Genomic DNA, 25,347 nt, shown 5'->3' with positions numbered 1-25,347 from the left:
GGAAGTAACGAGCATGCCAACAAAATTTGAAGCAGGCACGTTCGATGTGATTGTAATTGGAGCAGGCCATGCAGGCGTAGAAGCTGCATATGCCGCATCTAGAATGGGTGCAAAAACACTCATGTTAACAATCAATCTTGATATGATCGCCTTTATGCCATGTAACCCATCAGTAGGCGGTCCAGCTAAAGGGATTGTTGTACGGGAAATTGACGCATTAGGCGGTGCGATGAGTAAAATTATCGACAAAACACATATCCAAATGCGTATGTTGAATACAGGTAAAGGTCCTGCAGTACGTGCACTACGCGCGCAAGCAGATAAAGTACTTTACCAACGTGAAATGAAAAAATTATTAGAAGATGAAGAAAACCTAACTATCCACCAAGCAATGGTTGATGAATTAATCGTTGAAGATGGCGAAATAAAGGGTATCATCACTCAAGTGGGTGCTGTTTATCACGCAAAAACTGTTATTGTTACAACAGGTACGTTCCTACGTGGTGAAATTATTATTGGTGACTTGAAATATTCAAGTGGTCCAAATAACCAACAACCGTCTATTAAATTAGCGGATAACTTAAAAGAACTTGGCTTTGACCTAGTGCGATTTAAAACAGGTACTCCACCACGTGTTAATAGTAAAACAATCGATTACAGTAAAACTGAAATTCAACCAGGTGATAAAGAGTTACGTGCATTTAGTTATGAAACAACTGAATACATCACAGATCAACTACCATGCTGGTTAACATATACAAGTGCCGAAACACATGAAATTATTAATAACAACCTTCACTTATCTCCAATGTATTCAGGGATGATTAAGGGTACTGGTCCGCGTTATTGCCCATCAATTGAAGATAAAGTTGTGCGTTTTAGCGATAAACCACGACATCAAATATTCTTAGAACCAGAAGGCCGAGATACTCGCGAAGTATATGTCCAAGGTTTATCAACGAGCTTACCTGAACATGTCCAACGTAAATTGTTAGAATCAGTTCCAGGGCTAGAAAAAGCAGAAATGATGCGAGCTGGTTATGCCATTGAATATGATGCCATTGTACCAACTCAATTATGGCCAACTCTTGAAACTAAACGAATTGCAAACTTATATACAGCAGGTCAAATTAACGGTACATCAGGTTACGAAGAAGCTGCTGCTCAAGGGATGATGGCAGGTATTAATGCTGCTGCTAAAGTAATTGGCAAAGAAGAAATGATTCTAGGCCGTGCAGATGCCTATATCGGCGTATTAATCGATGACCTTGTAACAAAAGGAACAAACGAACCATACCGTCTATTAACATCTCGTGCTGAATATCGCTTATTATTACGTCATGACAATGCAGATATACGTCTATCAGATCGCGCTTATGAAGCAGGTTTAATTACGCAAGAACGTTATGATAAATTCGATGCAAAACGTCAAAAAGTAAACAATGAAATTAAACGTCTACGTGATACAATTTTAAAACCAAATGCCCAAACACAAGGCTTATTACGTGATCTCGGCAGTAGTGAATTAAAAGATGGTATCCGCGCTTCTGATTTATTAAAACGACCAGAAATGACATATGAATTATTAAAAACTGTAACTTTGTCTCCAATCGAATTATCAACTGAAGAAGAAGAGCAAGTTGAAATTCAAGTTAAATATGAAGGCTATATCGAAAAAGCACTGCAACAAGTAGATAAGCTGAAAAAAATGGAAAATAAAAGAATTCCTGAAAACATTGATTACGATGCAATTTCAGGGATTGCAACCGAAGCAAAACAAAAATTGAAAAAAGTAAGACCACTATCTGTTGCACAAGCATCACGTATCTCAGGTGTAAACCCTGCTGACATTTCAATTTTACTAGTGTATATTGAACATGGAAGAATTGCGAAAATAGCAAGCAACGAATAATACAACAAAACCAACAGTGGCACTACATGGAAGGGGAAAATCATGAACGAAGAACAGTTTGTGCAAGCTTTAAAAGAACAAGGAATTGAGTTATCAGAGGGACAGTTAAAACAATTTCATACCTATTTTGAACTATTAATTGAATGGAATGAGAAGATGAACTTAACCGCGATTACTGACCAGCCATCTGTTTATTTAAAGCATTTCTATGACTCTATTAGTGCTGCTTTTTATATGGATTTTAATAAAGTTCAGTCAATTTGTGATGTAGGAGCAGGTGCAGGTTTTCCAAGCATACCAATTAAAATATGCTTCCCACATTTACATGTGACAATTGTCGATTCCTTAAATAAACGCATTCAATTTTTAACACATTTAAGTGAACAGCTACATTTAGATCATGTGGAATTTGTTCATTCGCGTGCAGAGGATTTTGGCCAAAATCCAAAATACAGAGAACGATTTGATCTTGTAACAGCTCGTGCTGTTGCTAGATTATCGGTACTTTCAGAGCTATGTATACCTCTAGTGAAGAACAATGGACAATTTGTTGCGATGAAAGCAGCTAGTGGCGATGAAGAGATGAAGGACGCTAAAAAAGCATTAACAATACTAGGTGCTAAATTAGTAGACAAGCATTCATTCTTATTACCGATTGAAGATAGTGAACGTTCTATTTTTATTTTTAATAAAACAAAAAATACGCCGAAAAAATATCCGCGTAAACCAGGTGTACCAAACAAAACACCAATTCAATAACTGTTTCGTTTCACGTGAAACATAAAATTTGGTTCTTACGTTTTTTATCGAAAATAACTATAATGATATGTAGACTTATTACTTATTGCACAATGTTAGTCAAAATATAAATAGTTCTCTCCACCTTCTAACGGGCTTTTACCCATGAGATTAGATGGAGAATGCTTGGAAATATCGTTAAAGGTGGTGCCAAGGGATGAAAAGTACTTTTTCACGTTTTTTTGGAAGTGGTGAGAAAGTAGAACACGACTCGAAAAATGAAGTAGAAAGTGCGGAATCGGTTGTCAAAATCCTAATTGATGAGATCCGACCGAATCGCTATCAGCCGCGTACAATTTTTGATGATTCGAAAATTGAGGAGCTAGCACGCACAATCCGTACACACGGTGTAATTCAACCGATCGTCGTTCGAAAAATGGAAGAGGGTCATTACGAAATAATTGCTGGTGAACGTCGTTATCGCGCGATGAAAATGCTTGAGTGGACAGAAGTTCCTGCAATCGTCCGTGAAATGAACGATAAAGAAACTGCTTCAGTGGCGTTAATCGAGAACCTACAACGTGAAGAGCTTACATCAATTGAGGAAGCACAAGCTTACCTGAAATTATTAGATCTTCATGGTTTAACGCAAGAGGCCCTTGCTCAAAGGCTTGGTAAGGGACAATCAACAATTGCTAACAAGATACGTTTGTTAAAGCTCCCTGAAGAAGTTCAAATGGCGATTTTAAAAAGAGAGATTTCAGAACGCCATGCACGTTCACTAGTGCCTGTCAAAGACGAGCAATTGCAATTAATGTTGTTACAAGAAACGATTGATAACGATTACAATGTAAGACAGTTAGAGCAAAGAATCAATGAGATTCTAAATCCAGCAGAAAAGCCAAAGAAAAACAAATCAACTCGAAAAGCAATTAGTAAAGACATCCGCATTGCATTAAATACGATTCGACAATCACTCACAATGGTCACTAAAACCGGTATTAATGTAGAAGCCGAAGAAGAAGAACATGATGAGTTTTATCAAATCACTGTGAAAATACCAAAAAAGAAATCATAATTGCATCTATTCTTTAACTCTTGTCTAGTAATATAGATAAGAGTTTTTTTATACAATTTTTCTTTTTATAATAAGAGCCTATTTTACATTTTTTTGATAGAATGAAGACTAGGTACTCAAATAGATTTAATATTGCCTATTTTTATAAAATAGCTTTTGGAAAGCAGGTGCACATGTGGGTAAAACAATTGCGATCGCTAACCAGAAAGGCGGCGTAGGAAAAACTACAACATCAGTTAATCTGAGCGCTTGCCTCGCCCATTTAGGTAAAAAAGTATTAATGATTGATACAGATCCTCAAGGAAACGCGACGAGTGGAGTTGGGATTAACAAAGGTGAAGTACATAAATGTATTTACGATGTGCTAATTGATGACGAACCGATTAAAGACGTCATTCAAGAAACAAAAGTTAAAAATTTATATATAGTACCTGCAACAATTGCACTAGCAGGTGCAGAAATTGAATTAGTATCAACGATTTCAAGAGAAGTACGATTAAAACATGCAATTGAAGATGCAAAAAATGATTTTGATTATATTGTCATCGACTGTCCACCGTCTCTTGGTCTATTAACAATTAATTCATTAACAGCTTCAGATTCGATTTTAATTCCTGTACAATGTGAATATTATGCGCTTGAAGGATTAAGCCAGCTATTATCGACAGTGCGCTTAGTACAGAAACATTTAAATCACCAACTAACAATTGAAGGTGTGTTATTAACAATGCTAGATGCACGAACAAATCTTGGCCTTCAAGTCATTGAGGAAGTAAAAAAATACTTCCAAGATAAAGTATTCAAAACGGTTATTCCAAGAAATGTACGTTTAAGTGAAGCTCCAAGTCATGGGGAACCGATTATTGTATATGATGCAAAATCGCGCGGAGCAGAAGGATATTTAGAGCTTGCAAGGGAAGTGATTAAAAATGGCTAAAGGTTTGGGTAAAGGAATAAATGCACTATTTCCAGGTGAATCTTTATCGAGTAATGAAAATATAGAGCATTTGGCATTAAAGGATTTACATGTTAATCCATACCAACCACGGAAAGTTTTTGATGAAGCAGCTATAGAGGAATTAGCAATATCTATTAAAGAGCATGGTGTTCTGCAACCAATTATTGCCCGTAAACGAGGGAACTATTATGAAATTGTCGTTGGTGAAAGACGTTTTAGAGCCTCTGGAATTGCCGGGTTAACGGAAATTCCAGCTGTTGTTCGAGAGATGAATGACCAGCAGATGATGGAATTGGCGATTCTTGAAAACTTACAACGTGAGGATTTGACGCCAATTGAAGAAGCTGAAGCTTATTACAATTTAATGGAGAATTTGAGCTTGACGCAGGAACAATTAGCAGCTCGCTTAGGAAAAAGTAGACCACATATTGCAAACCATGTTCGCTTGTTATCTTTACCAGAAGAAGTGCGTAATCTTTTAACAGAAGGCAAAATCACGATGGGGCATGGCCGCGCATTACTAGGTTTAAAAAAGAAAAAGTTAATTCCACAAATAACCGAAAAAGTGATGACACAACATTTAAACGTACGTCAACTTGAGGCACTTGTGCAATCTCTGAATGACAATGTTCCACGTGAAACAAAGAAAAAAGTGAAGAAGGATATTTTTATCGCTGAAAAGGAATCACAATTACGAGATTATTTTGGTACGAATGTGTCAATTAGGAAATCAAAAAATAAAGGGAAAATTGAAATTGAATTTTTCTCTGCTGATGATTTGGAACGTATATTAGAATTGCTTGAAGATTGAGGGGTTGTCACTTGGTTCTATTAGGTACGGCTATAAACGCGTTGCTAATTGTAATTGGCACGTTAATTGGTAGGTTTTTGCAAGGAATACCGGATCGTATAAAAGATACTGTAATGAGTGTGATTGGCTTAGCTGTTGCAGTATTAGGGATTCAAATGGGGATACAAAGCGAGAACTTCATTGTTGTCATTGTCAGCCTTGTATTTGGTGCGATTATCGGTGAATGGATTGACCTAGATAAGCAATTGAATTGCTTTGGCCAGTGGATTGAAAAGAAATTAGGTAATAAAGTAAAGAGTGGTAATGGTAATATTTCTCAAGGCTTTGTCAATGCCACACTAATTTTCGTTATTGGCTCAATGGCTATCATTGGAGCATTGGATAGTGGGCTGCGCAACGATCACTCCGTTTTAATTACGAAGGGAATTATCGATGGATTCACAGCGGTTATTTTAGCTTCTACACTAGGTATAGGCGTTATTTTATCCGCTGTTTCTGTATTTTTATATCAAGGGATTATTGCTGTTTTCGCGGGTCAAATTAGTCGTTTTATACCTGATGAGGCGCTACAAATGTTCATTCAAGAAATGACTGCAACAGGTGGGGTTATGATTCTCGCAATTGGTCTTAATTTAATTGGTTTAACGAAAATTCGCGTGGCCAACTTACTTCCGGGAATGCTCATTGTGGCCATCGCGGTTATGATCATGTACCTTTTTTAAGGAATAACGGCTCCATGCCAAAAATAAGGCACGGGAAATTTGCTGACTCATCTCATACGTAACGTGTAGACGGGTATTTTGCAAAACGGCATGCTCCATAAAACCGCCAATATTGACTATCCCTTTAATAGACATATCGCCAACAGGGGGTAGTTCTTTTTTTACAGCTTTACCAGGTAGCAAAGGTCCCTCATGAACAATAATTTCCCCAATACGTTGCTGTGAACCAAGACAAGCATCAATAGCAACTATAAAAGGCTTGGTTTCATGGGTAGCTAGAGTATCAACGGTATCTGCTAAATTCAATGCATGAAGAGGCTTTTCTAAAGTCCCTATAATTTCATAGGGGAATGAAACATAATGATTTAAAAAGCTGCCAGCTAATGGTCCGAGTGCATCTCCAGTAGAGCGATCGGTTCCAATACAGCAAAATACAAGATTTTCATGGTGAAATGGTATATGCTCTAAAAGGAAAGAGCTCAACCGCCAAATGGCACCTGATTCTTTATAGTGAAGAACATGTGAAAATGGTTGATTTGAAGTAATAATCATTCAGAATCTCTCTTTCTTTTTTTTAGCAGTATACGCATAGTGAAAATTATTTATGCAAGAGGAGCGGCAAAATTGAAATTTGAACAAATGTACGATCACTTCATAAAAACAGTGACAAGTGAAGAAATGTGGATAGATATCGGGATTGCAACGGTGAAAATTATTGCAATTACGATATTATCAATGATTATTGTGCGTGTAGCTAAAATGGCAATACGTAAGGCTTTTGAAATACGTATGAAAGCACCGTCACCATTACAACCTGCTTCAGAACGCCGTCATCGTACGATTTTAAGATTGCTGCAAAGTATTATTTCTTATGTAGTGTACTTTTCAGCAATTCTTGCTGTATTATCAGCGATGAATATTGAGGTTGCGGGGCTATTAGCGGGTGCTGGAATCGTCGGTTTAGCTGTCGGATTTGGTGCACAAAGTTTAGTGAAAGATGTAATCACGGGATTTTTCATCATCTTTGAAGATCAATTTGGTGTCGGTGACTATATTAAAATAACCTCTATAGAAGGTACCGTACTTGAAATTGGGCTACGTACAACAAAGATTAAAGGTGCAGCAGGGGAGATTAATATTGTCCCAAATGGTCTTATTACTGAGGTTATAAATTATTCTATTAATAACTCAATTGCTGTTATCGATGTCAGTGTTGCTTATAATTCAGATATCGCAAAAGCAGAGCGATTAATAGAAGCGTATCTAAAAGTTCTTTCAGAGAAACGCGAAGAAATCACTATGCCACCTACTTTGTTAGGTGTGCAAAATGTTGTAGGAGCTGAGGTTACTTTACGTATCTCTGTGGAAACATTGCCAATGCAACAGTTTGCTATATCCCGTATGATTCGTCGTGATGTTAAAGAAATTTTCGATCAAAATGGTATCGAGATCCCTTATCCGAAAATGATGGTTTATGAAAGAGATAATAATCAAACATTTAGTGAAGAAGGAGAGTAATGATGGAAGCGAAAAAATTCGAGCTTGGTGACGTTGTAGAAATGAAAAAACAGCATCCATGTGGCACAAACGAGTGGAAAGTCATTCGTATGGGTGCCGATATTCGTATTAAGTGCGAGGGCTGCCAACATAGCGTCATGATACCGCGAAGAGAATTTGAAAAAAAATTAAAGAAGATATTGATTCCTGCTAATCCAACAGGAGAAGAACAAAATTAGACTTTTGGTATATGAGTCACTATAATAGACGAGTCATCCAAATGTAAAATCGTCTTTGAAAAATTGAAAGGTTGTGAATAGAATGGCTTTAACAGCTGGCATCGTAGGCTTACCAAACGTTGGTAAGTCAACATTGTTCAACGCAATAACAAAAGCAGGAGCAGAATCTGCAAACTACCCATTCTGTACGATTGATCCGAATGTAGGAATCGTTGAAGTACCGGATAATCGTCTACAAAAACTTACTGAATTAGTAGAACCGAAAAAAACTGTACCAACAGCTTTTGAATTTACTGATATCGCAGGGATTGTAAAAGGTGCTAGTAAAGGTGAAGGGCTTGGTAACAAGTTCTTAGCACATATCCGTGAAGTAGATGCGATTACACAAGTAGTCCGTTGTTTTGCTGATGATAATATTACACATGTATCAGGTAAAGTAGATCCAATCGAAGATATCGAAGTTATTAACCTTGAGTTAATTCTTGCAGACTTAGAAGCCGTTGAAAAACGCCTATCTCGTGTTGAGAAACTAGTAAAACAAAGAGACAAAGAAGCAGTAATTGAAGCACCTATCTTAACTCGTTTAAAAGAAGCTTTCGAAGCTGAGAAGCCGGGTCGCTCTATTGACTTCAATGAAGAAGAGTTAAAAGTTGTTAAAGGTTTACACCTATTAACAGTGAAACCGACTTTATACGTAGCGAACGTTTCTGAAGATGAAGTAGCAAACGCAGAAGATAATGAATACGTACAAAAAGTGCGCGAATATGCAAAAGCTGAAGGCGCAGAAGTAATTGTTATTTGTGCAAAAATTGAAGAAGAAATCGCAGAGCTTGATGATGAAGAAAAAGCAATGTTCCTAGAAGAACTAGGTATCGAAGAATCAGGTTTAGATCAGTTGATTCGTGCTGCCTACAACCTTCTTGGTCTAGCAACTTATTTCACAGCAGGTGTACAAGAAGTGCGTGCGTGGACATTCCGTAAAGGCATGAAAGCACCACAATGTGCTGGTGTTATTCACTCTGACTTCGAACGTGGATTTATCCGAGCAGAAACAGTAGCTTATGATGATCTAATGACAAACGGTTCAATGTCTGCGGCAAAAGAAGCAGGTAAAGTACGTCAAGAGGGTAAAGAATACATCGTACAAGATGGCGATGTTATGTTATTCCGCTTTAACGTATAATTCAAAAATTAAAAGACAGTGCTGGAATTATTAGGCACTGTCTTTTGCTTTTTAATATGTTTTGTTTTTATACAAATACAATCTGGGGAACTCTGGATCATCTTTCACCCAATATGTGTTTGGGTATTTACGAAGTGAGAAATACATAGCAAAATCCCCAACAGCACCCGCAATCAACCAAGCACCTAATACAACAAGCATCGTGCTATTTAAATAGAGACCAAGAACAGCGGGAATAACGCCAGTTGTCCAAAATGGAAGCATTAGCGCTTTCTTCATTGCTTTATTACAAATCGGCTCAGATGTTGTCGCATAGGCAACACCCATCTTCAAATTCACCCCATACTCAAGCGAACGAAATGGCACTTTACCAAAAACCATAAAACCAATTAGATGAAAAATTTCATGGAATACAACAAGAACAATATAATATACGATAAAAAGGCCAATACTTAAAAGTGAAAATTTCACCTCAAACACTTGATGAATCAAGCCATTCAAAATAATGAGGCTAATCATTAAAACGAATGTTGCAATAATGTTTTGCCAAGCAATTTTCTTTAAATCTAATTCGATAATTGTAGGTTCCTCATGTTCTATCACGATCATCACCTCTATTTCTAAAGTATAATGGAAGTGTCTTGGAAATGCATAGAGAAGCAGGTTGCCATTTTCAAATTAATGTGATAAAATTTACTGATGTGAGTAATAATATTACTTGCTCCTTGCCCACTGAAATCAGTAGGGCCAAAGTCCATAAGGAGGTGCTTATAGATGAAAAAGTACGAATTAATGTACATCATTCGCCCAAACATTGAAGAAGATGCGAAGAAAGCTGTTGTAGAACGCTTCAACGAAATCTTAACTTCAAACGGCGCTGAAGTCATCGAATCAAAAGAGTGGGGCAAACGCCGCTTAGCTTACGAAATCAATGATTTCCGTGAAGGTTTCTACCAAATCGTGAAAATCAATGCTGACGCTAAAGCTATCAACGAATACACTCGTCTTGCTAACATTAGTGAAGACATTATTCGCCACATTGCAGTTCGCGAAGAAGAAAAATAATCTAAATTTAAAAAAATCGCAGATAAAGGAGGTTGCATTCTGATGATTAACCGTGTCGTATTAGTTGGAAGACTAACAAAAGATCCGGAACTTCGCTACACACCAAGTGGCGCAGCTGTTGCTCGCTTTACAATTGCTGTAAATAGAACATTTGCTAACCAACAAGGTGAAAAACAAGCGGACTTTATTAACTGTGTTGTTTGGCGTAAACAAGCTGAAAACACTGCTAATTTCTTGAAAAAAGGAAGCCTAGCGGGCGTAGAAGGCCGTATCCAAACAGGTAGTTATGAAGGACAAGATGGTAAACGTGTTTACACAACTGAAGTTGTTGCAGATAGCGTGCAGTTCTTAGAGCCGCGCGGTGCTGCTGGAGAACGTTCACAAGGACAGCAACAGTACGGTGGACAACCATCATATGGTGGGGACCAATCGTATGGCCAAGCTCCACAACAAAACAACTATCAGCAACAACCATCTTATCAACAGAATCAATCACCTAGTCAGCAAAACTATACGCGTGTAGATGAAGATCCTTTTGCTAACAACAGTGGCGGTCCAATCGAAGTTTCCGAAGACGACCTACCGTTCTAAGCAAAACTCTATTACACGCAAATATATACAAATTTACTTGAGGAGGCGACAACACTATGGCACCACGTAGAGGAGGCCGCAAACGCCGTAAAGTTTGCTATTTCACTTCTAACAACATCAAACACATCGACTATAAAGATGTAGATTTGTTAAAAAAATTCATCTCTGAGCGCGGAAAAATTCTTCCACGCCGTGTAACTGGCACAAGCGCTAAATACCAACGTAAACTTACAGCATCAATCAAAGTTTCTCGTATTATGGGCTTACTTCCATTCAGCACAGAAGAGAGATAAGAACGTTTAAAGGGCCGGGTAACCGGTCCTTTTTTAATTGTTCGCAAAATAGAAATGTCCCCAGTAAACTACTATTTTTTTGTATAATTACCTACTAGATTATGAAAATATCCCCTTAGAAACTCTCACTGTTCACAAATTATAAACTAGCGCTTTTTTGTTCATGGACATGAAACATGGTACAATAATAAGATGAAATAAAAGATAGTCTTTTGAAAAAAGGAAGGTTATAAATGCCTAAAAATCGAACGCAACGATTGACGCAAGGCGCGATGATGGTTGCATTGTTTACAGTTTTATCAGCAATTGTCTCATATGTTCCAGTGCTAAGTGTTATCACAATATGGTTCATTCCTTTACCAATTGCTTGGTATAGTGCAATGTATGACCGCAAAGCTTCCTCGCTAGTAGCGATTGTTAGTATAGTACTTACTATCCTCATTAGCGGCATACTTGCTTTACCACTTGCAGTTGTCTTTTGCCTTGCAGGATTTATTATAGGTGATGCAATTCGCACGAAGAAAAGCAAAGTGTTTTTACTTATGTCAACAGGTGTTACGGTATTAATTTCTACCGCGTTTATGTACGTTATTTCAGTTAAATTTTTCAAAATAGATTTTTTGAAAGAGTTAATGACAGGTGTCCGAAAAAGCTATGAAAAGTCGAATGAGTTAGCAGAATCTATAACAGGAAAAGCACCATTCACCGCTGAGCAGTTAGAGAACATGTTTAACTTAATGGATATGGCGATGCCAACTCTTATAACTATGTCAGTATTTATTCTCACATTCTTATTAATCACAGTAAATTTACCACTGTTAAAACGTCTTGGCATAACAGTGCCAAAATTTGCATCATTTAGAGATCTTAAATTACCACGCTCTGTTTTGTGGTACTATATGTTAGTTTTAATTGTGACATTATTTATTAAACCTGAAAGTGGCACATTTATTTATATTGCCTTTTTAAATATCTCGTTTATATTGAATATGTTGCTGCTATTACAAGGTATTTCGTTTATTCAATATTATATGCATCAGCAAGGATGGCCTAAGTGGACTGTGGTAGTAGGTACTATTCTAGCGTTACCTTTGCAGTCTTTTGTTACTTTACTTGGTATTGTGGACTTAGGGTTTAATATTCGAGCGCTTGTAACAGGAATGCCGAGAAAATAAGGAGCTGAAATCTATGGGTACTTTGTTTAGAAAACGACCAATTCGATATCCTCTTTTAATTCTGTCGCTTCTTAGTATAGCAAGCGTTATTGTATGTATGTTGTGGAATCCGCTCATTGGTATCACCTACGGACTAATAGTAGTGTTAGCTTTAATAGCGGCTTGGAAAATTGAAAAAACAACATATGAAGAAACAGAAAAGCATATTGAAATGCTCTCATATCGCATGAAAAAAGTAGGGGAAGAAGCCTTACTTGAGATGCCTATTGGTATTGTACTAATTGATGCTCAGCATATGATTGAGTGGTCTAATCCATATATGTTACGCATTTTAAATGTAGATACATTAATGGGAGAAGAAGTTTTTACACTTTCCGAAGATCTCTATACGTTGATCAAATATGACGAAAAGCATGAAATGAATATTACGCTAAAAGATCGCAAATATCGTGCGTTTTATAAACCAGAAGAAAAGTTACTATATTTCTTTGATATAACAGAGCAAGTAGCAATTGAAAAACTTTATTATGCAGATCGCACAGTTATTGCGATTCTCTTCGTAGACAACTATGATGAAATTACACAAGGTATGGATGACCAAAATCGTAGCCAAACGAACTCACTAGTCACATCGCTCATTAATAATTGGGGTACGCAGTATGGAATTTTCATTAAACGTATATCAACAGATCGTTTTATAGCTATTATGAACGAATCAATTTTACAAGAAATTGAGAAAAAGAAATTCTCCATTTTGGATGATATTCGTGAAACAACTGCCAAACAAAGTTTAGCTTTGACGCTAAGTGTGGGTGTAGGTACAGGTTCACAATCGCTTATAGAACTTGGGGAGTTGGCGCAATCTAGTTTAGACCTCGTATTAGGGCGTGGTGGTGACCAAGTAGCGATTAAACAGCCAAATGGTAAAGTGAAATTTTACGGTGGTAAAACGAATCCCGTTGAAAAACGTACTAGAGTTCGTGCACGCGTTATATCTCATGCGTTGCGTGATTTAATCCAGGATAGTGATCAGGTCTTCATCATGGGTCATAAAATGCCTGATATGGACGCCATTGGAGCAGCTATAGGTGTTCGCAAAATGGCTCAGATGAACAAAATTGAAGGCTATGTAGTAATTGATTTTGATCAAATTGACAATAGCATTATACGTTTGATGAATGTGATCAAGGAAAAATCTGATCTCTATGACCGTTTTATCTCACCGGAAGAAGCTTTATCGAAAATTACCGATAAATCATTGTTAGTCATTGTAGATACACATAAACCTTCAATGACAATTGAAGAAAAATTAATGCATAAGGCTGAAAAGGTTGTCGTTATAGATCATCATCGTCGCGGGGAAGAGTTTGTTAAAAATCCGATGCTTGTTTACATGGAGCCCTATGCTTCATCTACAGCTGAACTTGTTACTGAATTATTAGAGTATCAACCTAAGAATGATAAAATAACAATGTTAGAGGCAACAGCTCTTCTTGCAGGAATTATCGTGGATACAAAAAGTTTCACCTTACGTACTGGAGCTCGTACCTTTGAAGCAGCTTCTTATTTACGTACGAACGGAGCCGATACAATACTTGTACAGCGCATATTGAAGGAAGATATCAATACGTATATTGAGCGTTCTAAAATTGTTCAAACCGCTGAGTTTGTCCATAAAGGAATGGCCATAGCACGTGGCGATACCGATAAAATTTTTAACTCAGTTTTAATCGCGCAAACCGCGGATATTTTATTGACGATGAAAGATATTTCAGCGTCATTTGTAGTTGCCCATCGTAATGACGGTACAATTGGCATTAGCGCGCGCTCACTTGGCGAAATTAATGTCCAGCTTGTCATGGAAAGACTTGGTGGTGGTGGCCATTTAACGAACGCTGCATGCCAATTAGAGATTACAACAATCGATGAGGCTATTAAAATGTTAAAAGAAGCAATAGAGGATGTATTAGAAGGGAGTTCGGGATTATGAAAGTAGTTTTCTTAAAAGATGTTAAAGGTAAAGGTAAAAAAGGTGAAGTCAAAAATGTTGCAGATGGTTATGCACATAACTTCCTACTAAAAAATAATCTTGCTGTAGAAGCAAACCAAGCTGCAATTAGTCAATTAGACGGCCAAAAGAAAAAGGCGGAAAAAGACGCTGCTGCTGAATTAGCTGCTGCAAAAGATTTAAAAGCAAATATTGAAGAGTTAACGGTTATACTAAAAGCAAAATCTGGTGAAGGTGGCCGTTTATTCGGTGCAGTTACTACAAAACAAATTGCCGATGGATTAAACAAACAACATGGAATTAAAGTTGATAAACGTAAAATGGAATTAGCAGACGCTATTCGTGCACTAGGATTTACAAACGTGCCCGTTAAGCTACATCATGAAGTAATAGCTACGCTGAAAGTACATGTTACAGAAGAAGCGTAAGGAGAGACATATATGACCGATCCATTATTGGAACGCGTTCCGCCTCACAACCTAGAAGCTGAACAATCTGTCTTAGGAGCCATCTTTCTTGAACCACAATCACTCATAACGGCTTCAGAAATTCTTCTTGAAGATGAATTCTATAGATCGGCACATGTCAAAATCTTTTCTACGATGTTGCGTCTGAGCGATCAAGGTAAAGCTATCGACGTTGTTACGGTGACAGAGGAGCTTTCCAATCATAATGAGTTAGAAGACATAGGCGGCATCTCTTATATAACAGAGCTTGCCAATGCTGTACCGACAGCAGCCAACGTCGCTTATTATGCACAAATCGTCTCAGAGAAGGCTTTATTACGCCGGTTAATTAGAGTAGCGACGAAAATCGTAGAAGATGGTTATACACGTGAAGATGAAGTGGATGCGCTTTTAGCAGAAGCTGAACGTAAAATGATGGAAGTGGCAAGCCGCAAAAACGCGGGCGACTTTAAGCATGTGAAGGACGTTCTTGTTCAAACATATGAAAATATTGAGCAACTACAACATCGTAAAGGTGATGTCACAGGTATTCCAACCGGATTCCGTGACTTGGATCGTATAACTGCAGGGTTTCAGCGCGGAGATTTAATTATCGTGGCGGCACGACCTTCTGTTGGTAAAACGGCATTTGCTTTGAACGTTGCCCAAAACGTTGGGACAAAAACGTCTGAAAATGTTGCTATTTTCTCACTCGAAATGGGTGCGGAGCAACTTGTAATGCGTATGATTTGTGCGGAAGGCAATATCGATGCACAAGTATTACGTACAGGTGCATTAAACGTCGAGGATTGGCGTAAACTAACGATGGCTATGGGTAGCTTGTCAAAGGCTGGAATTTTCATCGATGATACACCTGGTGTGCGTATAAATGAAATACGTGCAAAATGCCGTCGTCTAAAACAAGAGCATGGACTCGGTATGATTTTGATTGACTATTTGCAGCTCATTCAAGGTAGTGGCAATGGACGCGAAAACCGTCAACAAGAAGTATCCGAAATTTCACGCTCACTGAAAGCGTTAGCCCGTGAATTAGAAGTGCCTGTTATTGCTCTATCTCAGTTATCACGTGGTGTTGAGCAACGTCAAGATAAGCGCCCAATGATGAGTGATTTGCGTGAATCAGGAAGTATTGAGCAAGATGCCGATATCGTATCCTTTCTATATCGTGAAGATTACTATGATAAAGAAACGGAAGATGCTAATACGATTGAAATTATTATTGCTAAGCAACGTAATGGTCCAACAGATACGGTTAAGCTTGCTTTCGTCAAAGAACACAATAAATTCGTTAGTGTCGATTGGTCGCTGCAAGAACCAGCTGGAGGCTATTAAATTATATAAGTATGCAAAAACACGAACATTGGAGTGGCGACCTAGTTATACGTTCGTGTTTTTTGTTGTTTATAATTGACTATTACTCATTTCGTTGTTACAATTATCGTGTTTGATTCAGGACGCTATGAAAGCGTCTGACGGAGGTGCTGGGAATGACATCAGTAGTAGTAGTAGGAACCCAATGGGGAGATGAAGGTAAAGGTAAAATTACCGATTTCCTATCTAAGAAAGCAGAAGTAATCGCTCGTTATGCAGGCGGGGACAATGCAGGTCATACAATTAAATTCGATGGCGAGACTTATAAATTACACTTAATTCCATCAGGTATTTTTTATCAAGAAAAAACTTCAGTAATTGGTAACGGTTTAGTAGTAAATCCAAAATCAATTGTTACTGAACTAAAAGGTTTACAAGAACGTGGTGTTAATACGGATAATCTTCGTATTTCAAACCGTGCACACGTTATTCTTCCATACCATATTAGACAGGATATTGTAGATGAAGAAAGCCGTGGCGACAACAAAATTGGTACTACATGCAAAGGTATCGGGCCTTGCTATCAAGATAAAGTAGCACGTATCGGTATTCGTATGGCTGACTTATTAGATCGTGAAGTGTTTGAACAAAAACTTCGTGAAAATTTAGTTCTTAAAAATCGCCTATTTGAAAAGTTTTACGAAACAGAAGGCTTGAAATTTGAAGACATCTTTGAAGAATATTATGGTTACGGCCAAGAAATTGCAAAATATGTAACTGATACTTCTAAAATCTTGAATGATGTTCTTGATGAAGGTGGCCGCGTGTTATTTGAAGGTGCACAGGGGATTATGCTTGATGTCGATCAAGGTACATATCCATTTGTAACTTCTTCAAACCCAGTAGCTGGTGGTGTTGCAATCGGCGCAGGTGTTGGACCGTCTAAAGTGACGCGTGTTATAGGTGTTTGTAAAGCCTATACATCTCGTGTTGGTGATGGCCCATTCCCAACTGAATTATTTGATGAAGTAGGTCACCAAATCCGTGAAGTAGGTCGTGAATATGGTACAACTACAGGTCGTCCACGCCGTGTTGGTTGGTTCGATAGCGTTGTAGTTCGTCATTCACGTCGTGTAAGTGGTATTACAGATTTATCATTAAACTCAATTGACGTATTATCAGGTCTTGAAACTGTTAAAATCTGTACGGCTTACAAATACAAAGATCAAACAATTACTGAATATCCAGCTAACCTTCATATCATCGAACAATGTGAACCAGTATATGAAGAGCTTCCAGGCTGGTCTGAAGACGTTACAAGCTGTAGAACATTAGGAGAATTACCAGCAAACGCTCGTCGTTATGTTGAGCGCGTAAGCGAATTAACAGGTATTCAAATCGCAACATTCTCAGTAGGTCCAGATCGCGAACAAACAAATGTCCTTATAGATGTTTGGGGAGAATAAGCATATTGCAATAGATAGAGTTAAATAGCAGAGAAATTAATTTTCCCACTATTTTTTATAGTTTCTTATCATTTATTTTCAATCAAAGCAATTACAACTATGTAAAGTAAAAAAGCTAATTCTCATTAGAGAATTAGCTTTTTTACATTTAGTGAATATCTTTCTTTTTAAAGCGTCCGCCGCGAACTTCGGCGATATTGCCGATTGCGAGGAAGGCATGATCATCGAGTTCTTCTACAATCGTTGTGAGTTTGGACTCTTCCAGTCTTGTAATAACAGTGAAAATCACTTTTTTTCTGTCGCCAGTATAAGCGCCTTCTCCTATTAAATATGTAACCCCACGGCCAAGACGATCCATAATAGCACGACCGATCTCTTCATATTCGTCACTAATAATATATACGGCTTTTGATTCATCAAGGCCTTGAATGACGACATCAATCGTTTTGTAGGCTATGAAGTAAGCAAGTACGGAATACATTGCTTGTTCCCATGTGAAAACAAAGCCCGCTACTGTGAAGATGATTAAGTTGAAGAACATAATAATTTCGCCTACAGAGAAAGGTGAGTTTTTATTAAATAAAATTGCTAAAATTTCAGTGCCATCAAGGGAACCACCATAGCGGATAACAATACCAACACCGGTACCGAGGACGATGCCGCCAAATACTGTAGATAATAACAAGTCGCTTGTAAAAGCTTGAATAGGATGTAATAGAATTGTAGCTATAGATAAAGTAGTAATTCCTAATGCGGTTGATAAGGCGAATGTTTTACCAATTTGCTTATAACCGAGGAAAAAGAAAGGTATGTTCAAGAGGAAAATGAATAATCCTAGTGGCAAGCTTGTAAGGTAGGCTACGATAATAGATATACCGACAATCCCACCATCTAAAATGTTGTTTGGTACAAGAAATAGCTCAAGTGCAACAGCCATAATAATGGCCCCAAGCATAACCATAATAATGCGATAGAGTAACCTTCCTTTAGAAGTTTTCCTATTCTTTTCGTTTAATTTCTTTGCTTCTTTCAAAATATCTTCCATGTTCCTGTTTGAGTCATTCAACTCAATCGCCCCAATCTATAGAAATCTAATAATTCTAACTTAATTTTAACGGAATATTAACAAATACAAAAGGGAAAAGTACTTATTTGTAACAATTGTTACGAAAATGAAATAGGATTTTTGTATATATAGAGAGTAAAATGGTGAATAATGTATATAAAAATTAGCTGTATTAATGAAAAAGAACTGCATTATATCCTACTTATGTAAAAAAATACGGATAACTGGAATCAATTATACAATTCAATTACATCGAGTTTAATAAGTTCAATAGAAAAATGGGATGTGGTAAATTAGAGAAGCTTGATTTTGAGAGAACTCTTGCAAATTTAATAATCCATTTAATTCAAAAAAACGAAAGGAGCTTATCATGCGTTTGAAACGGAATAGTAGTGAGAACATAAGATCTCCCAAACGAAACCGCCAGTCAACAGCAATAAGAGTAGCAACTATCGCAACATTACTCATTTCAGTATTTACACTCAATATCGGTTACGCAAATGCACAGCAAGATAGCCAATTGCATAAAATTTATCATATATACATGAAGGATCAATATATCGGAGCCGTATCAAACGAGAAGTCGATTGATACGCTTATCGATGACAAAGTGAAAAAGGTGAGCACCCATTACAAAAACCTTTCGCTGAAGGCGACGTCTGACTTGTCCATTGTATCAGAGCAGGTTTTTTTAGAGAATACAAATGACGAAGACACTTTGGAAAAGCTAGACGATGTATTAACAATTGAAGCTTCAGCTTTTGCATTACTAATCGATGGTAAGGTGGCAGCCTATGTCAAAGACATTGATGCATATGAAGAAACAATTCGTCAGCTTAAATTGCAATATATTTCACCCAAAGAACTTAAAGTATTGAATGCTATGGAAGACTCACATATACCTTTACCACCATTAAAGAAAGATGAAACACGTATTGTAGGTATTTCTGTAAAACAATCGGTTTCTGGTATAACAGAAAATACGAATCCAGCCAATATTTTAACAGTGAAGAAAGCTGTTAAATTATTAACCAAAGGCAAGCTTCAAGAGAAACAATATACAATTAAAAAGGGTGATACTATTAGTAGTGTCGCAGCAAATCACAATATAACAGCATCTAAGCTTTTGAAACTAAATCATAATTTAACAGATAGAAGATCTCTGCCAATTGGACATCCCATTAAAGTTGCAGAGTCAGAACCTTTGATAAATATCGAATTAACAAAGGAAACTAAAAAAGTAGAAAAAATTAAGCATGAAACTATCGTTAAAAGAGATAAAAAAATGTTGACTGGTGAGAAGGAAGTAGAACAAAAAGGCGCGGATGGTAAAATGCTAGTGACGCACTTAATAACCGAAGTTGACGGTGACAATGCTTCAGAAACAGTAACAACAGAATATGTTACGAAAGAAGCGGAAACACGTGTAGTTGTTAAGGGGACAAAGGAAGTTCCATCACGAGGTAAAGGTAGCTTTGAATGGCCAACAGAAGGTGGTTATATTTCAAGCGAAATGGGCTATCGCTGGGGAGAGTTACACCGAGGGATTGATATTGCTAGACCAGATGGACTGACAATTAAAGCAACTGATAATGGTGTCGTCATATTTGCTGATGTAGATGGTACTTACGGCAATAAAGTAACAATCGACCATAATAACGGCTATCAAACAGTATATGGCCACTTAGCATCTATTGATGTGACTGTGGGACAGGCAGTAGCTCAAGGCTCTAAATTAGGTATTATGGGGACTACAGGTAATTCAACAGGAGTACATTTACATTTTGAAGTGTCAAAGGATGGAAAATTACTTAATCCGTTAAATGTATTAAAATAAAAATAGAACAACACAGTCCATTAAGAAAGTGGACTGTTTTTTTACATAGAATTCACTTCAAAAAAATGATGAATTGTAATATTCCCCGGGAAATACCAGTCTCTTTCGGGATTCAAAAGATGCGCCGAATGCTAAAGCATGATAGAGTTAACTGTATGGAATATACGGAAACTAACATTAATTTACAGTATAAATAAAATTTAAATATGAAGGGAAGTATAAATGTGGACAAGACAATTTTAGTTGTAGATGATGAAAAACCGATTGCAGATATACTACAGTTTAATTTAATAAAAGAAGGTTACAAAGTAGTTTGTGCCTATGATGGTGATGAAGCACTTGAAAAGGTAGAGGAAATCCAACCAGATTTAATGCTTTTAGATATCATGTTACCGAAACGTGATGGCATAGAAGTCTGTCGTGAAGTACGGAAAAAATACGATATACCTATTATTATGTTAACAGCAAAAGACTCCGAGATTGATAAAGTATTAGGCTTAGAATTAGGAGCAGATGACTATGTGACAAAACCATTTAGCACACGCGAACTAATTGCTCGTGTGAAAGCAAATATGCGTCGTCACCAATCAACAACGGCAACAGACGAGCAGGAAGAATCATCAAGTGATATCGTAGTTGGCTTACTTGTTATTCAACCAGAAGCTTATTTAGTATTAAAACGAGATCAAGCAATTGAACTTACACACCGTGAATTCGAATTACTTCATTATTTAGCAAAACATATTGGTCAAGTTATGACACGTGAGCATTTATTGCAAACAGTATGGGGCTACGATTATTTTGGAGACGTGCGCACGGTTGATGTAACGATTCGCCGCTTACGTGAGAAAATTGAAGATAATCCAAGCCATCCAGCATGGATCGTAACACGCCGTGGAGTGGGATATTACTTAAGAAATCCTGAACAGGAGTAAGGTACATGCAGAAAGTCAGCTTTTTAAAATCCGTTCACGTAAAGCTAGTGCTTATTTACGTGCTATTAATTTTAATAGCTATGCAAATTATAGGACTCTATTTCGCAAACGGATTGGAACAAAAATTAAAAACAAACTTCGAAACATCCGTTTCTGACCGCCTAAAATTAGTGACATTCAGTGTAAAAGAGGAGCTATTAAAGGATCGTACAGAAGATGATCCCAAACTGGAGCAAAGCCTGAGAACGGTACTAAACGGACTATCATCTGAAGATATAAGCGAAATTCGTGTCATTGATGCACGTTACCGCATTTTAGCTACATCCGATACGAGCAACCAGTCTATAATAGGGCAGCGCTCGGTGGAGGCTTTAGTACGCCAATCATTAGCAACCCAAACAAGCTCCGAGAATATCGCATTAGATGATCAAACGAGAAAACGAGTATGGGTATTGATAACTCCAATTACATCCAATGGTAAAGTCATTGGAACCGTCTACTTAAAAGCGAATATCGAACGTGTTTTTGAACAGATGAACGAGATCAATCGTATTTTAGCGGGCGGAACTGCAATTGCGTTAGCCATTACAATTGTACTCGGCATTTTCATCGCAAAAACGATTACGAAGCCAATATCAGATATGCGAAAACAAGCTCAAGCAATGGCGAAAGGGAATTTCTCGCGAAAAGTACGAGTTTATGGAAATGATGAAATTGGACAGCTGGCAATTGCCTTTAATCATTTAACAAATAGGCTTCAGGAAGCGCAATCTACAACAGAAGGTGAACGTAGGAAGCTTGCATCTGTCTTAGCTAATATGACAGATGGTGTAATTGCGACTGATCGCAAAGGACGTATTATGCTGATCAACACACCTGCACAGCAATTATTTAAAGGTGAGCATGATGAACTAATGGGGCGCCCACTCATATCTGTTTTAGGGTTAGATGAGGGGTATACTTTTGAGGATTTAATCCATATGAAAGATGCTGTAAATCTAGACTTTAGCTCACCAGACCACCCTTATATTTGGCGTGCGAATTTCTCTGTCATTCAAAAAGAAACTGGTTTTGTGAATGGTCTTATTACGGTGCTTCATGATATTACAGAGCAAGAAAAAATTGAAATGGAACGCCGTGAATTTGTATCCAATGTTTCGCATGAACTGCGTACCCCATTAACAACGATGCGTAGCTACTTAGAAGCATTAGCGGATGGTGCTTGGCGAGATGAAAATATCGCACCTACATTCCTAGATGTTACGCAAACAGAAACCGAGCGTATGATTCGGCTTGTAAATGACTTACTACAACTATCTCGTATGGATAGTAGAGAGTACGAGTTAAATGCAGATATCGTAGATTTCAATAAATTATTCGAACGTATTATCGATCGCTTTGAAATGTCAAAATCGAAAAACGTGGAATTCCAGCGACTCATTTCTGATACAGCATGCTATGTAGAGCTTGACACCGATAAAATTACACAAGTCATCGATAATATTATTTCGAATGCATTAAAATATTCTCCAGATGGAGGCAATATCCGTTTTGGCGTAACAGCGCAAGATGGCATTTTAAAAGTTATGATTTCCGATGATGGTATGGGTATACCGAAGGAAAATGTTGACCGCATATTCGATCGATTCTATCGTGTAGACCGTGCTAGAGCTCGTTCAATGGGTGGGACTGGTCTAGGCTTAGCTATTTCTAGAGAAATGATTCAAGCTCACGGCGGGAAAATTTGGGCAGAAAGTGATGAAGGACATGGAACAACGATCTTCTTCACATTGCCATACGAATTAGACGAGGCAGGTGAATGGGATTGAAGTATATTGAGCAAATAAAGTCAGTTGTCCTATTCGTCCTTGTTTTATTGAGTATTACACTTACCTTTTCTATTTGGACATACAAACCAAACTACGTCACAATCGAGCCAACAAAGGTCGTTGATATTTCAATCGGTAAAAAGCGTCAAATAGCAGACGTAATTAAGCCATACCGAATGATTTTCCATAAGAACGAAAAATGGAAAGGTACAAATGTTAATGAGGAAATGCAAGATATCTTGAACGAAATGAAGAGTTGGCAAGTATCTGATTTAACACTTGTAAGCAATAATTTAGACGCTGAGAAGCTCGATGAACTAGTGGGTATGAATAATCGCATGACATTGTTCTTCACAGGCGAAATTCCATTCCCTGTATTCCAAAAACTACTACCTGTACTAAATAAGAAAATACCCGAAGCGTCATTTGATCGTATGATTGTCGACTGGAGTAAGATGAACAGCAACGACCTGAACACAAATGAGTTACTTGTTTTTTTTGCTAACTCACAAAAGAATCAACTCTATAAAGCAAAAATTAAAGTAAATAGTGAAAAAGGCTTCCAAGATAATGTATTAACAGTGGCAAAAACCTTCCCTAATTACGTTGAAATTGGACGTGAGGGAATGACTAACTTTTATTTGCCAGAAAAAGAGATTAACATTACAAAATACACGTATTTAGTTCAAACTGATCCAGTTGATCGCTATAGAAAAGCGCTCTTCTCTAATCCTAATATCGTTAAACATAGTCCAGATGAAGCAACAGGTAACGAAAAGTACACGGATGATAAAGCTCTTATGACCGTCGATCCACAAGCGCGTACGCTCAACTTCGTCAATATATCTGTTGTAGAAAATAAAGAAATGACAGTAAAATCTAAGCTCATTTTAAATACGTTCGATTTTATTAATGAACATGGTGGTTGGACAGGTGATTTCCGTTATAATGCTGTCGAAAAACAAAAAGTTACTTACCAATTGTATTTACAGGACCAGCCTGTCTTTAGTGATCGAACAGTTACATTAACCGAAATTTCTACCCAGTGGGGTAATGGTCGCATCTCAACATATACACGCCCGTATTACAAACCGGTGTCCTTGCCAGAAAAAGGTGAAGGTAAGTTAATATCTGGTCCAGAAGTGATAGAGCGACTTGTAAATAATAAAGAAATAAAATACGACGATATTGATGAAATCCGTTCAGGCTATTACTTAATGAAAAATGACATTCCACAATTATTCACACTAGAGCCTATGTGGTTTTACAGTATTAATGGTAAATGGGAACATGTCTCACAGAGTATAGTGGGGGGTGCTAATATTGGATTGGAGTAAAACGAAAACCATCTTCATTATCGTATTCTCGATTTTAAATGTCTTCCTTTACTCGCTTTACGTCAATCGCTACAATGAGGCACAAGAAGTCGAGCCCCTTGCTGCTGAAACGACGATTGAAGCTCGCTTAAATGATGAGAACATTACGGTGAAAAGTCTGCCCCAAAAAAAAGAAAAAGTTTCGTATATATCAGGACAAATAAAACAATTTAACATAGAAGAGCTAAAAAAAGTATATGACAATCAGTACTTTGATACTAATGGATCTTTGCTTACATCAAAATTTGAAAATCCAGTGCCGTTAAAAAGCATTAAGGATGCCTCTAGCCTCACAGAGTTTATGAAAAAGAATGTGTATGCAGGGGAAACCTATAAACTTTGGTATATCGATGAGGAAAAAAGAGAAGCAACTTTTTTCCAAAAATCCAATGACCGTATGATTTATATCAACCAAAACGCAGTTGTCAAATTACACTGGGATAAGGACTTTGCAGTGACAGGTTATAAACAAACGATGTTCGATTCACTGGCGGCATTTGGTGAGAAAAGTACGTTACTCACTGCTCTAGAAGCAATCAAAGTACTATATGAAAAAGGATTTTTAAAACAAGATTCGAAAATTACAAAACCACAGCTTGGATATTCTACACTTGTTCCTTTAACCAAGACACAAGTACTTGCGCCAACTTGGCATATACATGTTGATTTTGTGGAAGGTGACGAAGCGGATTATTTTGTTAATGCTGTAGATGGCCAAGTTATCAACATTCATTTGAATGGAGAAGAATTAAAAGATAATGAATGGGGAAGAATTAGAAGCTAAATAAGG

General features: G+C 37.4%; 25 protein-coding genes. 22 read left to right on the top strand and 3 right to left on the bottom strand.

Annotation, left to right across the window (positions count from 1 at the left end; all coding sequences use genetic code 11):
- Positions 1–13: 13 nt before the first annotated feature.
- From mnmG to JFL43_RS18485, 6 genes are all read left to right on the top strand, one after another.
- Positions 14–1,912 carry a tRNA uridine-5-carboxymethylaminomethyl(34) synthesis enzyme MnmG gene (mnmG, locus tag JFL43_RS18510; protein WP_200750172.1) on the top strand — a complete coding sequence of 633 codons (1,899 nt, stop codon included), beginning with the start codon at positions 14–16 and terminating at the stop codon, positions 1,910–1,912.
- A 42-nt stretch (positions 1,913–1,954) separates the two neighbouring features.
- On the top strand, positions 1,955–2,671 hold the full coding sequence (rsmG, locus tag JFL43_RS18505; RefSeq protein WP_100795380.1) for a 16S rRNA (guanine(527)-N(7))-methyltransferase RsmG: 717 nt from the start codon (positions 1,955–1,957) through the stop codon (positions 2,669–2,671).
- Positions 2,672–2,867: 196 nt separating this feature from the next.
- Entirely contained in the window at positions 2,868–3,728 is an 861-nt protein-coding gene (gene noc / locus JFL43_RS18500; protein ID WP_100795379.1) for a nucleoid occlusion protein, read from the top strand.
- 175 nt (positions 3,729–3,903) lie between these two features.
- Positions 3,904–4,665, top strand: a complete 762-nt coding sequence (locus tag JFL43_RS18495; RefSeq protein WP_100795378.1) for a ParA family protein — start codon at positions 3,904–3,906, stop codon at positions 4,663–4,665.
- Positions 4,658–5,497: a ParB/RepB/Spo0J family partition protein gene (locus tag JFL43_RS18490; RefSeq protein ID WP_100795377.1), complete on the top strand. Its 840-nt coding sequence runs from the start codon at positions 4,658–4,660 to the stop codon at positions 5,495–5,497. The genes JFL43_RS18495 and JFL43_RS18490 overlap by 8 nt, the downstream gene beginning before the upstream one ends.
- Positions 5,498–5,508: 11 nt before the next feature.
- The gene (locus JFL43_RS18485; protein ID WP_100795376.1) at positions 5,509–6,219 is read left to right on the top strand and encodes a DUF554 domain-containing protein; all 711 of its coding nucleotides are present in this window, start codon (positions 5,509–5,511) and stop codon (positions 6,217–6,219) included.
- Here the strand turns inward: JFL43_RS18485 and yyaC are convergent.
- Positions 6,163–6,771, bottom strand: a complete 609-nt coding sequence (yyaC, locus tag JFL43_RS18480; RefSeq protein ID WP_200750171.1) for a spore protease YyaC — start codon at positions 6,769–6,771, stop codon at positions 6,163–6,165. The two genes, JFL43_RS18485 and yyaC, sit on opposite strands and share 57 nt — an antisense overlap.
- Positions 6,772–6,843: 72 nt before the next feature.
- Here yyaC and JFL43_RS18475 point away from each other — a divergent pair, with 72 nt between their 5' ends.
- The 3 genes from JFL43_RS18475 to ychF all read left to right on the top strand — a co-directional run bounded on the left by JFL43_RS18475 (position 6,844) and on the right by ychF (position 9,138).
- Entirely contained in the window at positions 6,844–7,737 is an 894-nt protein-coding gene (locus tag JFL43_RS18475; protein WP_407702002.1) for a mechanosensitive ion channel family protein, read from the top strand.
- A gap of 2 nt (positions 7,738–7,739) precedes the next feature.
- Complete coding sequence (locus JFL43_RS18470) at positions 7,740–7,955, top strand: DUF951 domain-containing protein (protein ID WP_100795374.1); 216 nt, start codon at positions 7,740–7,742, stop codon at positions 7,953–7,955.
- An 82-nt stretch (positions 7,956–8,037) separates the two neighbouring features.
- A complete protein-coding gene (ychF, locus tag JFL43_RS18465; protein ID WP_100795373.1) occupies positions 8,038–9,138 on the top strand; it encodes a redox-regulated ATPase YchF in 1,101 nt (366 codons plus the stop codon).
- Positions 9,139–9,189: 51 nt separating this feature from the next.
- Here the strand turns inward: ychF and JFL43_RS18460 are convergent, their stop codons facing one another.
- Entirely contained in the window at positions 9,190–9,747 is a 558-nt protein-coding gene (locus tag JFL43_RS18460) for a DUF3267 domain-containing protein (protein WP_200750170.1), read from the bottom strand.
- Between the two features lie 165 nt (positions 9,748–9,912).
- Between JFL43_RS18460 and rpsF the strand changes: the two genes are divergently transcribed.
- The 8 genes from rpsF (at position 9,913) to JFL43_RS18420 (ending at position 17,514) form a co-directional block, all read left to right on the top strand.
- Complete coding sequence (gene rpsF / locus JFL43_RS18455; protein ID WP_100795372.1) at positions 9,913–10,203, top strand: 30S ribosomal protein S6; 291 nt, start codon at positions 9,913–9,915, stop codon at positions 10,201–10,203.
- Between the two features lie 42 nt (positions 10,204–10,245).
- Positions 10,246–10,794, top strand: coding sequence for a single-stranded DNA-binding protein (gene ssb, locus JFL43_RS18450; RefSeq protein WP_100795371.1), 549 nt, complete (start codon positions 10,246–10,248; stop codon positions 10,792–10,794).
- A 56-nt stretch (positions 10,795–10,850) separates the two neighbouring features.
- The gene (gene rpsR, locus JFL43_RS18445) at positions 10,851–11,087 is read left to right on the top strand and encodes a 30S ribosomal protein S18 (protein ID WP_038178800.1); all 237 of its coding nucleotides are present in this window, start codon (positions 10,851–10,853) and stop codon (positions 11,085–11,087) included.
- 233 nt (positions 11,088–11,320) lie between these two features.
- Positions 11,321–12,262, top strand: a complete 942-nt coding sequence (locus JFL43_RS18440) for a YybS family protein (RefSeq protein WP_200750169.1) — start codon at positions 11,321–11,323, stop codon at positions 12,260–12,262.
- Between the two features lie 13 nt (positions 12,263–12,275).
- Entirely contained in the window at positions 12,276–14,252 is a 1,977-nt protein-coding gene (locus JFL43_RS18435; RefSeq protein WP_100795369.1) for a DHH family phosphoesterase, read from the top strand.
- A complete protein-coding gene (rplI, locus tag JFL43_RS18430; RefSeq protein ID WP_100795368.1) occupies positions 14,249–14,698 on the top strand; it encodes a 50S ribosomal protein L9 in 450 nt (149 codons plus the stop codon). The genes JFL43_RS18435 and rplI overlap by 4 nt, the downstream gene beginning before the upstream one ends.
- Before the next feature lie 12 nt (positions 14,699–14,710).
- Positions 14,711–16,069, top strand: a complete 1,359-nt coding sequence (gene dnaB, locus JFL43_RS18425) for a replicative DNA helicase (protein ID WP_100795367.1) — start codon at positions 14,711–14,713, stop codon at positions 16,067–16,069.
- Between the two features lie 155 nt (positions 16,070–16,224).
- Positions 16,225–17,514: an adenylosuccinate synthase gene (locus JFL43_RS18420; RefSeq protein ID WP_200750168.1), complete on the top strand. Its 1,290-nt coding sequence runs from the start codon at positions 16,225–16,227 to the stop codon at positions 17,512–17,514.
- A 148-nt stretch (positions 17,515–17,662) separates the two neighbouring features.
- Here the strand turns inward: JFL43_RS18420 and JFL43_RS18415 are convergent, their stop codons facing one another.
- Positions 17,663–18,475: a YitT family protein gene (locus JFL43_RS18415; protein ID WP_234447886.1), complete on the bottom strand. Its 813-nt coding sequence runs from the start codon at positions 18,473–18,475 to the stop codon at positions 17,663–17,665.
- 475 nt (positions 18,476–18,950) lie between these two features.
- On the opposite strand from JFL43_RS18415, the gene JFL43_RS18410 reads away from it, so the two are divergent.
- The 5 genes from JFL43_RS18410 to JFL43_RS18390 all read left to right on the top strand — a co-directional run bounded on the left by JFL43_RS18410 (position 18,951) and on the right by JFL43_RS18390 (position 25,341).
- Entirely contained in the window at positions 18,951–20,417 is a 1,467-nt protein-coding gene (locus JFL43_RS18410; RefSeq protein WP_200750167.1) for a peptidoglycan DD-metalloendopeptidase family protein, read from the top strand.
- A 224-nt stretch (positions 20,418–20,641) separates the two neighbouring features.
- Positions 20,642–21,352: a response regulator YycF gene (gene yycF / locus JFL43_RS18405; protein WP_200750166.1), complete on the top strand. Its 711-nt coding sequence runs from the start codon at positions 20,642–20,644 to the stop codon at positions 21,350–21,352.
- A gap of 5 nt (positions 21,353–21,357) precedes the next feature.
- A complete protein-coding gene (walK, locus tag JFL43_RS18400; RefSeq protein WP_200750165.1) occupies positions 21,358–23,181 on the top strand; it encodes a cell wall metabolism sensor histidine kinase WalK in 1,824 nt (607 codons plus the stop codon).
- Positions 23,172–24,518, top strand: a complete 1,347-nt coding sequence (locus tag JFL43_RS18395) for a YycH family regulatory protein (RefSeq protein WP_200750164.1) — start codon at positions 23,172–23,174, stop codon at positions 24,516–24,518. Before walK ends, JFL43_RS18395 begins: the two co-directional genes overlap by 10 nt.
- Positions 24,505–25,341: a two-component system regulatory protein YycI gene (locus tag JFL43_RS18390; protein WP_200750163.1), complete on the top strand. Its 837-nt coding sequence runs from the start codon at positions 24,505–24,507 to the stop codon at positions 25,339–25,341. Before JFL43_RS18395 ends, JFL43_RS18390 begins: the two co-directional genes overlap by 14 nt.
- Positions 25,342–25,347 lie beyond the last annotated feature (6 nt).

The sequence above is a fragment of the Viridibacillus soli genome (assembly GCF_016612995.1).
Taxonomy (GTDB): domain Bacteria; phylum Bacillota; class Bacilli; order Bacillales_A; family Planococcaceae; genus Viridibacillus; species Viridibacillus soli.
Note: the sequence above shows the minus strand (reverse complement) of the source record. Positions and strands in the feature narration are given on the sequence as shown.

Excerpts from the sequence above, each read along its gene's own strand:
- JFL43_RS18435 (WP_100795369.1), top strand. The coding sequence starts at position 12,276 with ATGGGTACTTTGTTTAGAAAACGACCAATTCGATATCCTCTTTTAATT.
- JFL43_RS18420 (WP_200750168.1), top strand. The coding sequence starts at position 16,225 with ATGACATCAGTAGTAGTAGTAGGAACCCAATGGGGAGATGAAGGTAAA.
- noc (WP_100795379.1), top strand. The coding sequence starts at position 2,868 with ATGAAAAGTACTTTTTCACGTTTTTTTGGAAGTGGTGAGAAAGTAGAA.
- rplI (WP_100795368.1), top strand. The coding sequence starts at position 14,249 with ATGAAAGTAGTTTTCTTAAAAGATGTTAAAGGTAAAGGTAAAAAAGGT.
- yyaC (WP_200750171.1), bottom strand. The coding sequence starts at position 6,771 with ATGATTATTACTTCAAATCAACCATTTTCACATGTTCTTCACTATAAA.
- walK (WP_200750165.1), top strand. The coding sequence starts at position 21,358 with ATGCAGAAAGTCAGCTTTTTAAAATCCGTTCACGTAAAGCTAGTGCTT.
- JFL43_RS18410 (WP_200750167.1), top strand. The coding sequence starts at position 18,951 with ATGCGTTTGAAACGGAATAGTAGTGAGAACATAAGATCTCCCAAACGA.
- ssb (WP_100795371.1), top strand. The coding sequence starts at position 10,246 with ATGATTAACCGTGTCGTATTAGTTGGAAGACTAACAAAAGATCCGGAA.
- rsmG (WP_100795380.1), top strand. The coding sequence starts at position 1,955 with ATGAACGAAGAACAGTTTGTGCAAGCTTTAAAAGAACAAGGAATTGAG.
- JFL43_RS18415 (WP_234447886.1), bottom strand. The coding sequence starts at position 18,475 with ATGGTTATGCTTGGGGCCATTATTATGGCTGTTGCACTTGAGCTATTT.
- JFL43_RS18470 (WP_100795374.1), top strand. The coding sequence starts at position 7,740 with ATGGAAGCGAAAAAATTCGAGCTTGGTGACGTTGTAGAAATGAAAAAA.
- ychF (WP_100795373.1), top strand. The coding sequence starts at position 8,038 with ATGGCTTTAACAGCTGGCATCGTAGGCTTACCAAACGTTGGTAAGTCA.
- JFL43_RS18490 (WP_100795377.1), top strand. The coding sequence starts at position 4,658 with ATGGCTAAAGGTTTGGGTAAAGGAATAAATGCACTATTTCCAGGTGAA.
- JFL43_RS18395 (WP_200750164.1), top strand. The coding sequence starts at position 23,172 with ATGGGATTGAAGTATATTGAGCAAATAAAGTCAGTTGTCCTATTCGTC.
- rpsR (WP_038178800.1), top strand. The coding sequence starts at position 10,851 with ATGGCACCACGTAGAGGAGGCCGCAAACGCCGTAAAGTTTGCTATTTC.
- mnmG (WP_200750172.1), top strand. The coding sequence starts at position 14 with ATGCCAACAAAATTTGAAGCAGGCACGTTCGATGTGATTGTAATTGGA.
- JFL43_RS18440 (WP_200750169.1), top strand. The coding sequence starts at position 11,321 with ATGCCTAAAAATCGAACGCAACGATTGACGCAAGGCGCGATGATGGTT.
- JFL43_RS18460 (WP_200750170.1), bottom strand. The coding sequence starts at position 9,747 with ATGATCGTGATAGAACATGAGGAACCTACAATTATCGAATTAGATTTA.
- dnaB (WP_100795367.1), top strand. The coding sequence starts at position 14,711 with ATGACCGATCCATTATTGGAACGCGTTCCGCCTCACAACCTAGAAGCT.
- rpsF (WP_100795372.1), top strand. The coding sequence starts at position 9,913 with ATGAAAAAGTACGAATTAATGTACATCATTCGCCCAAACATTGAAGAA.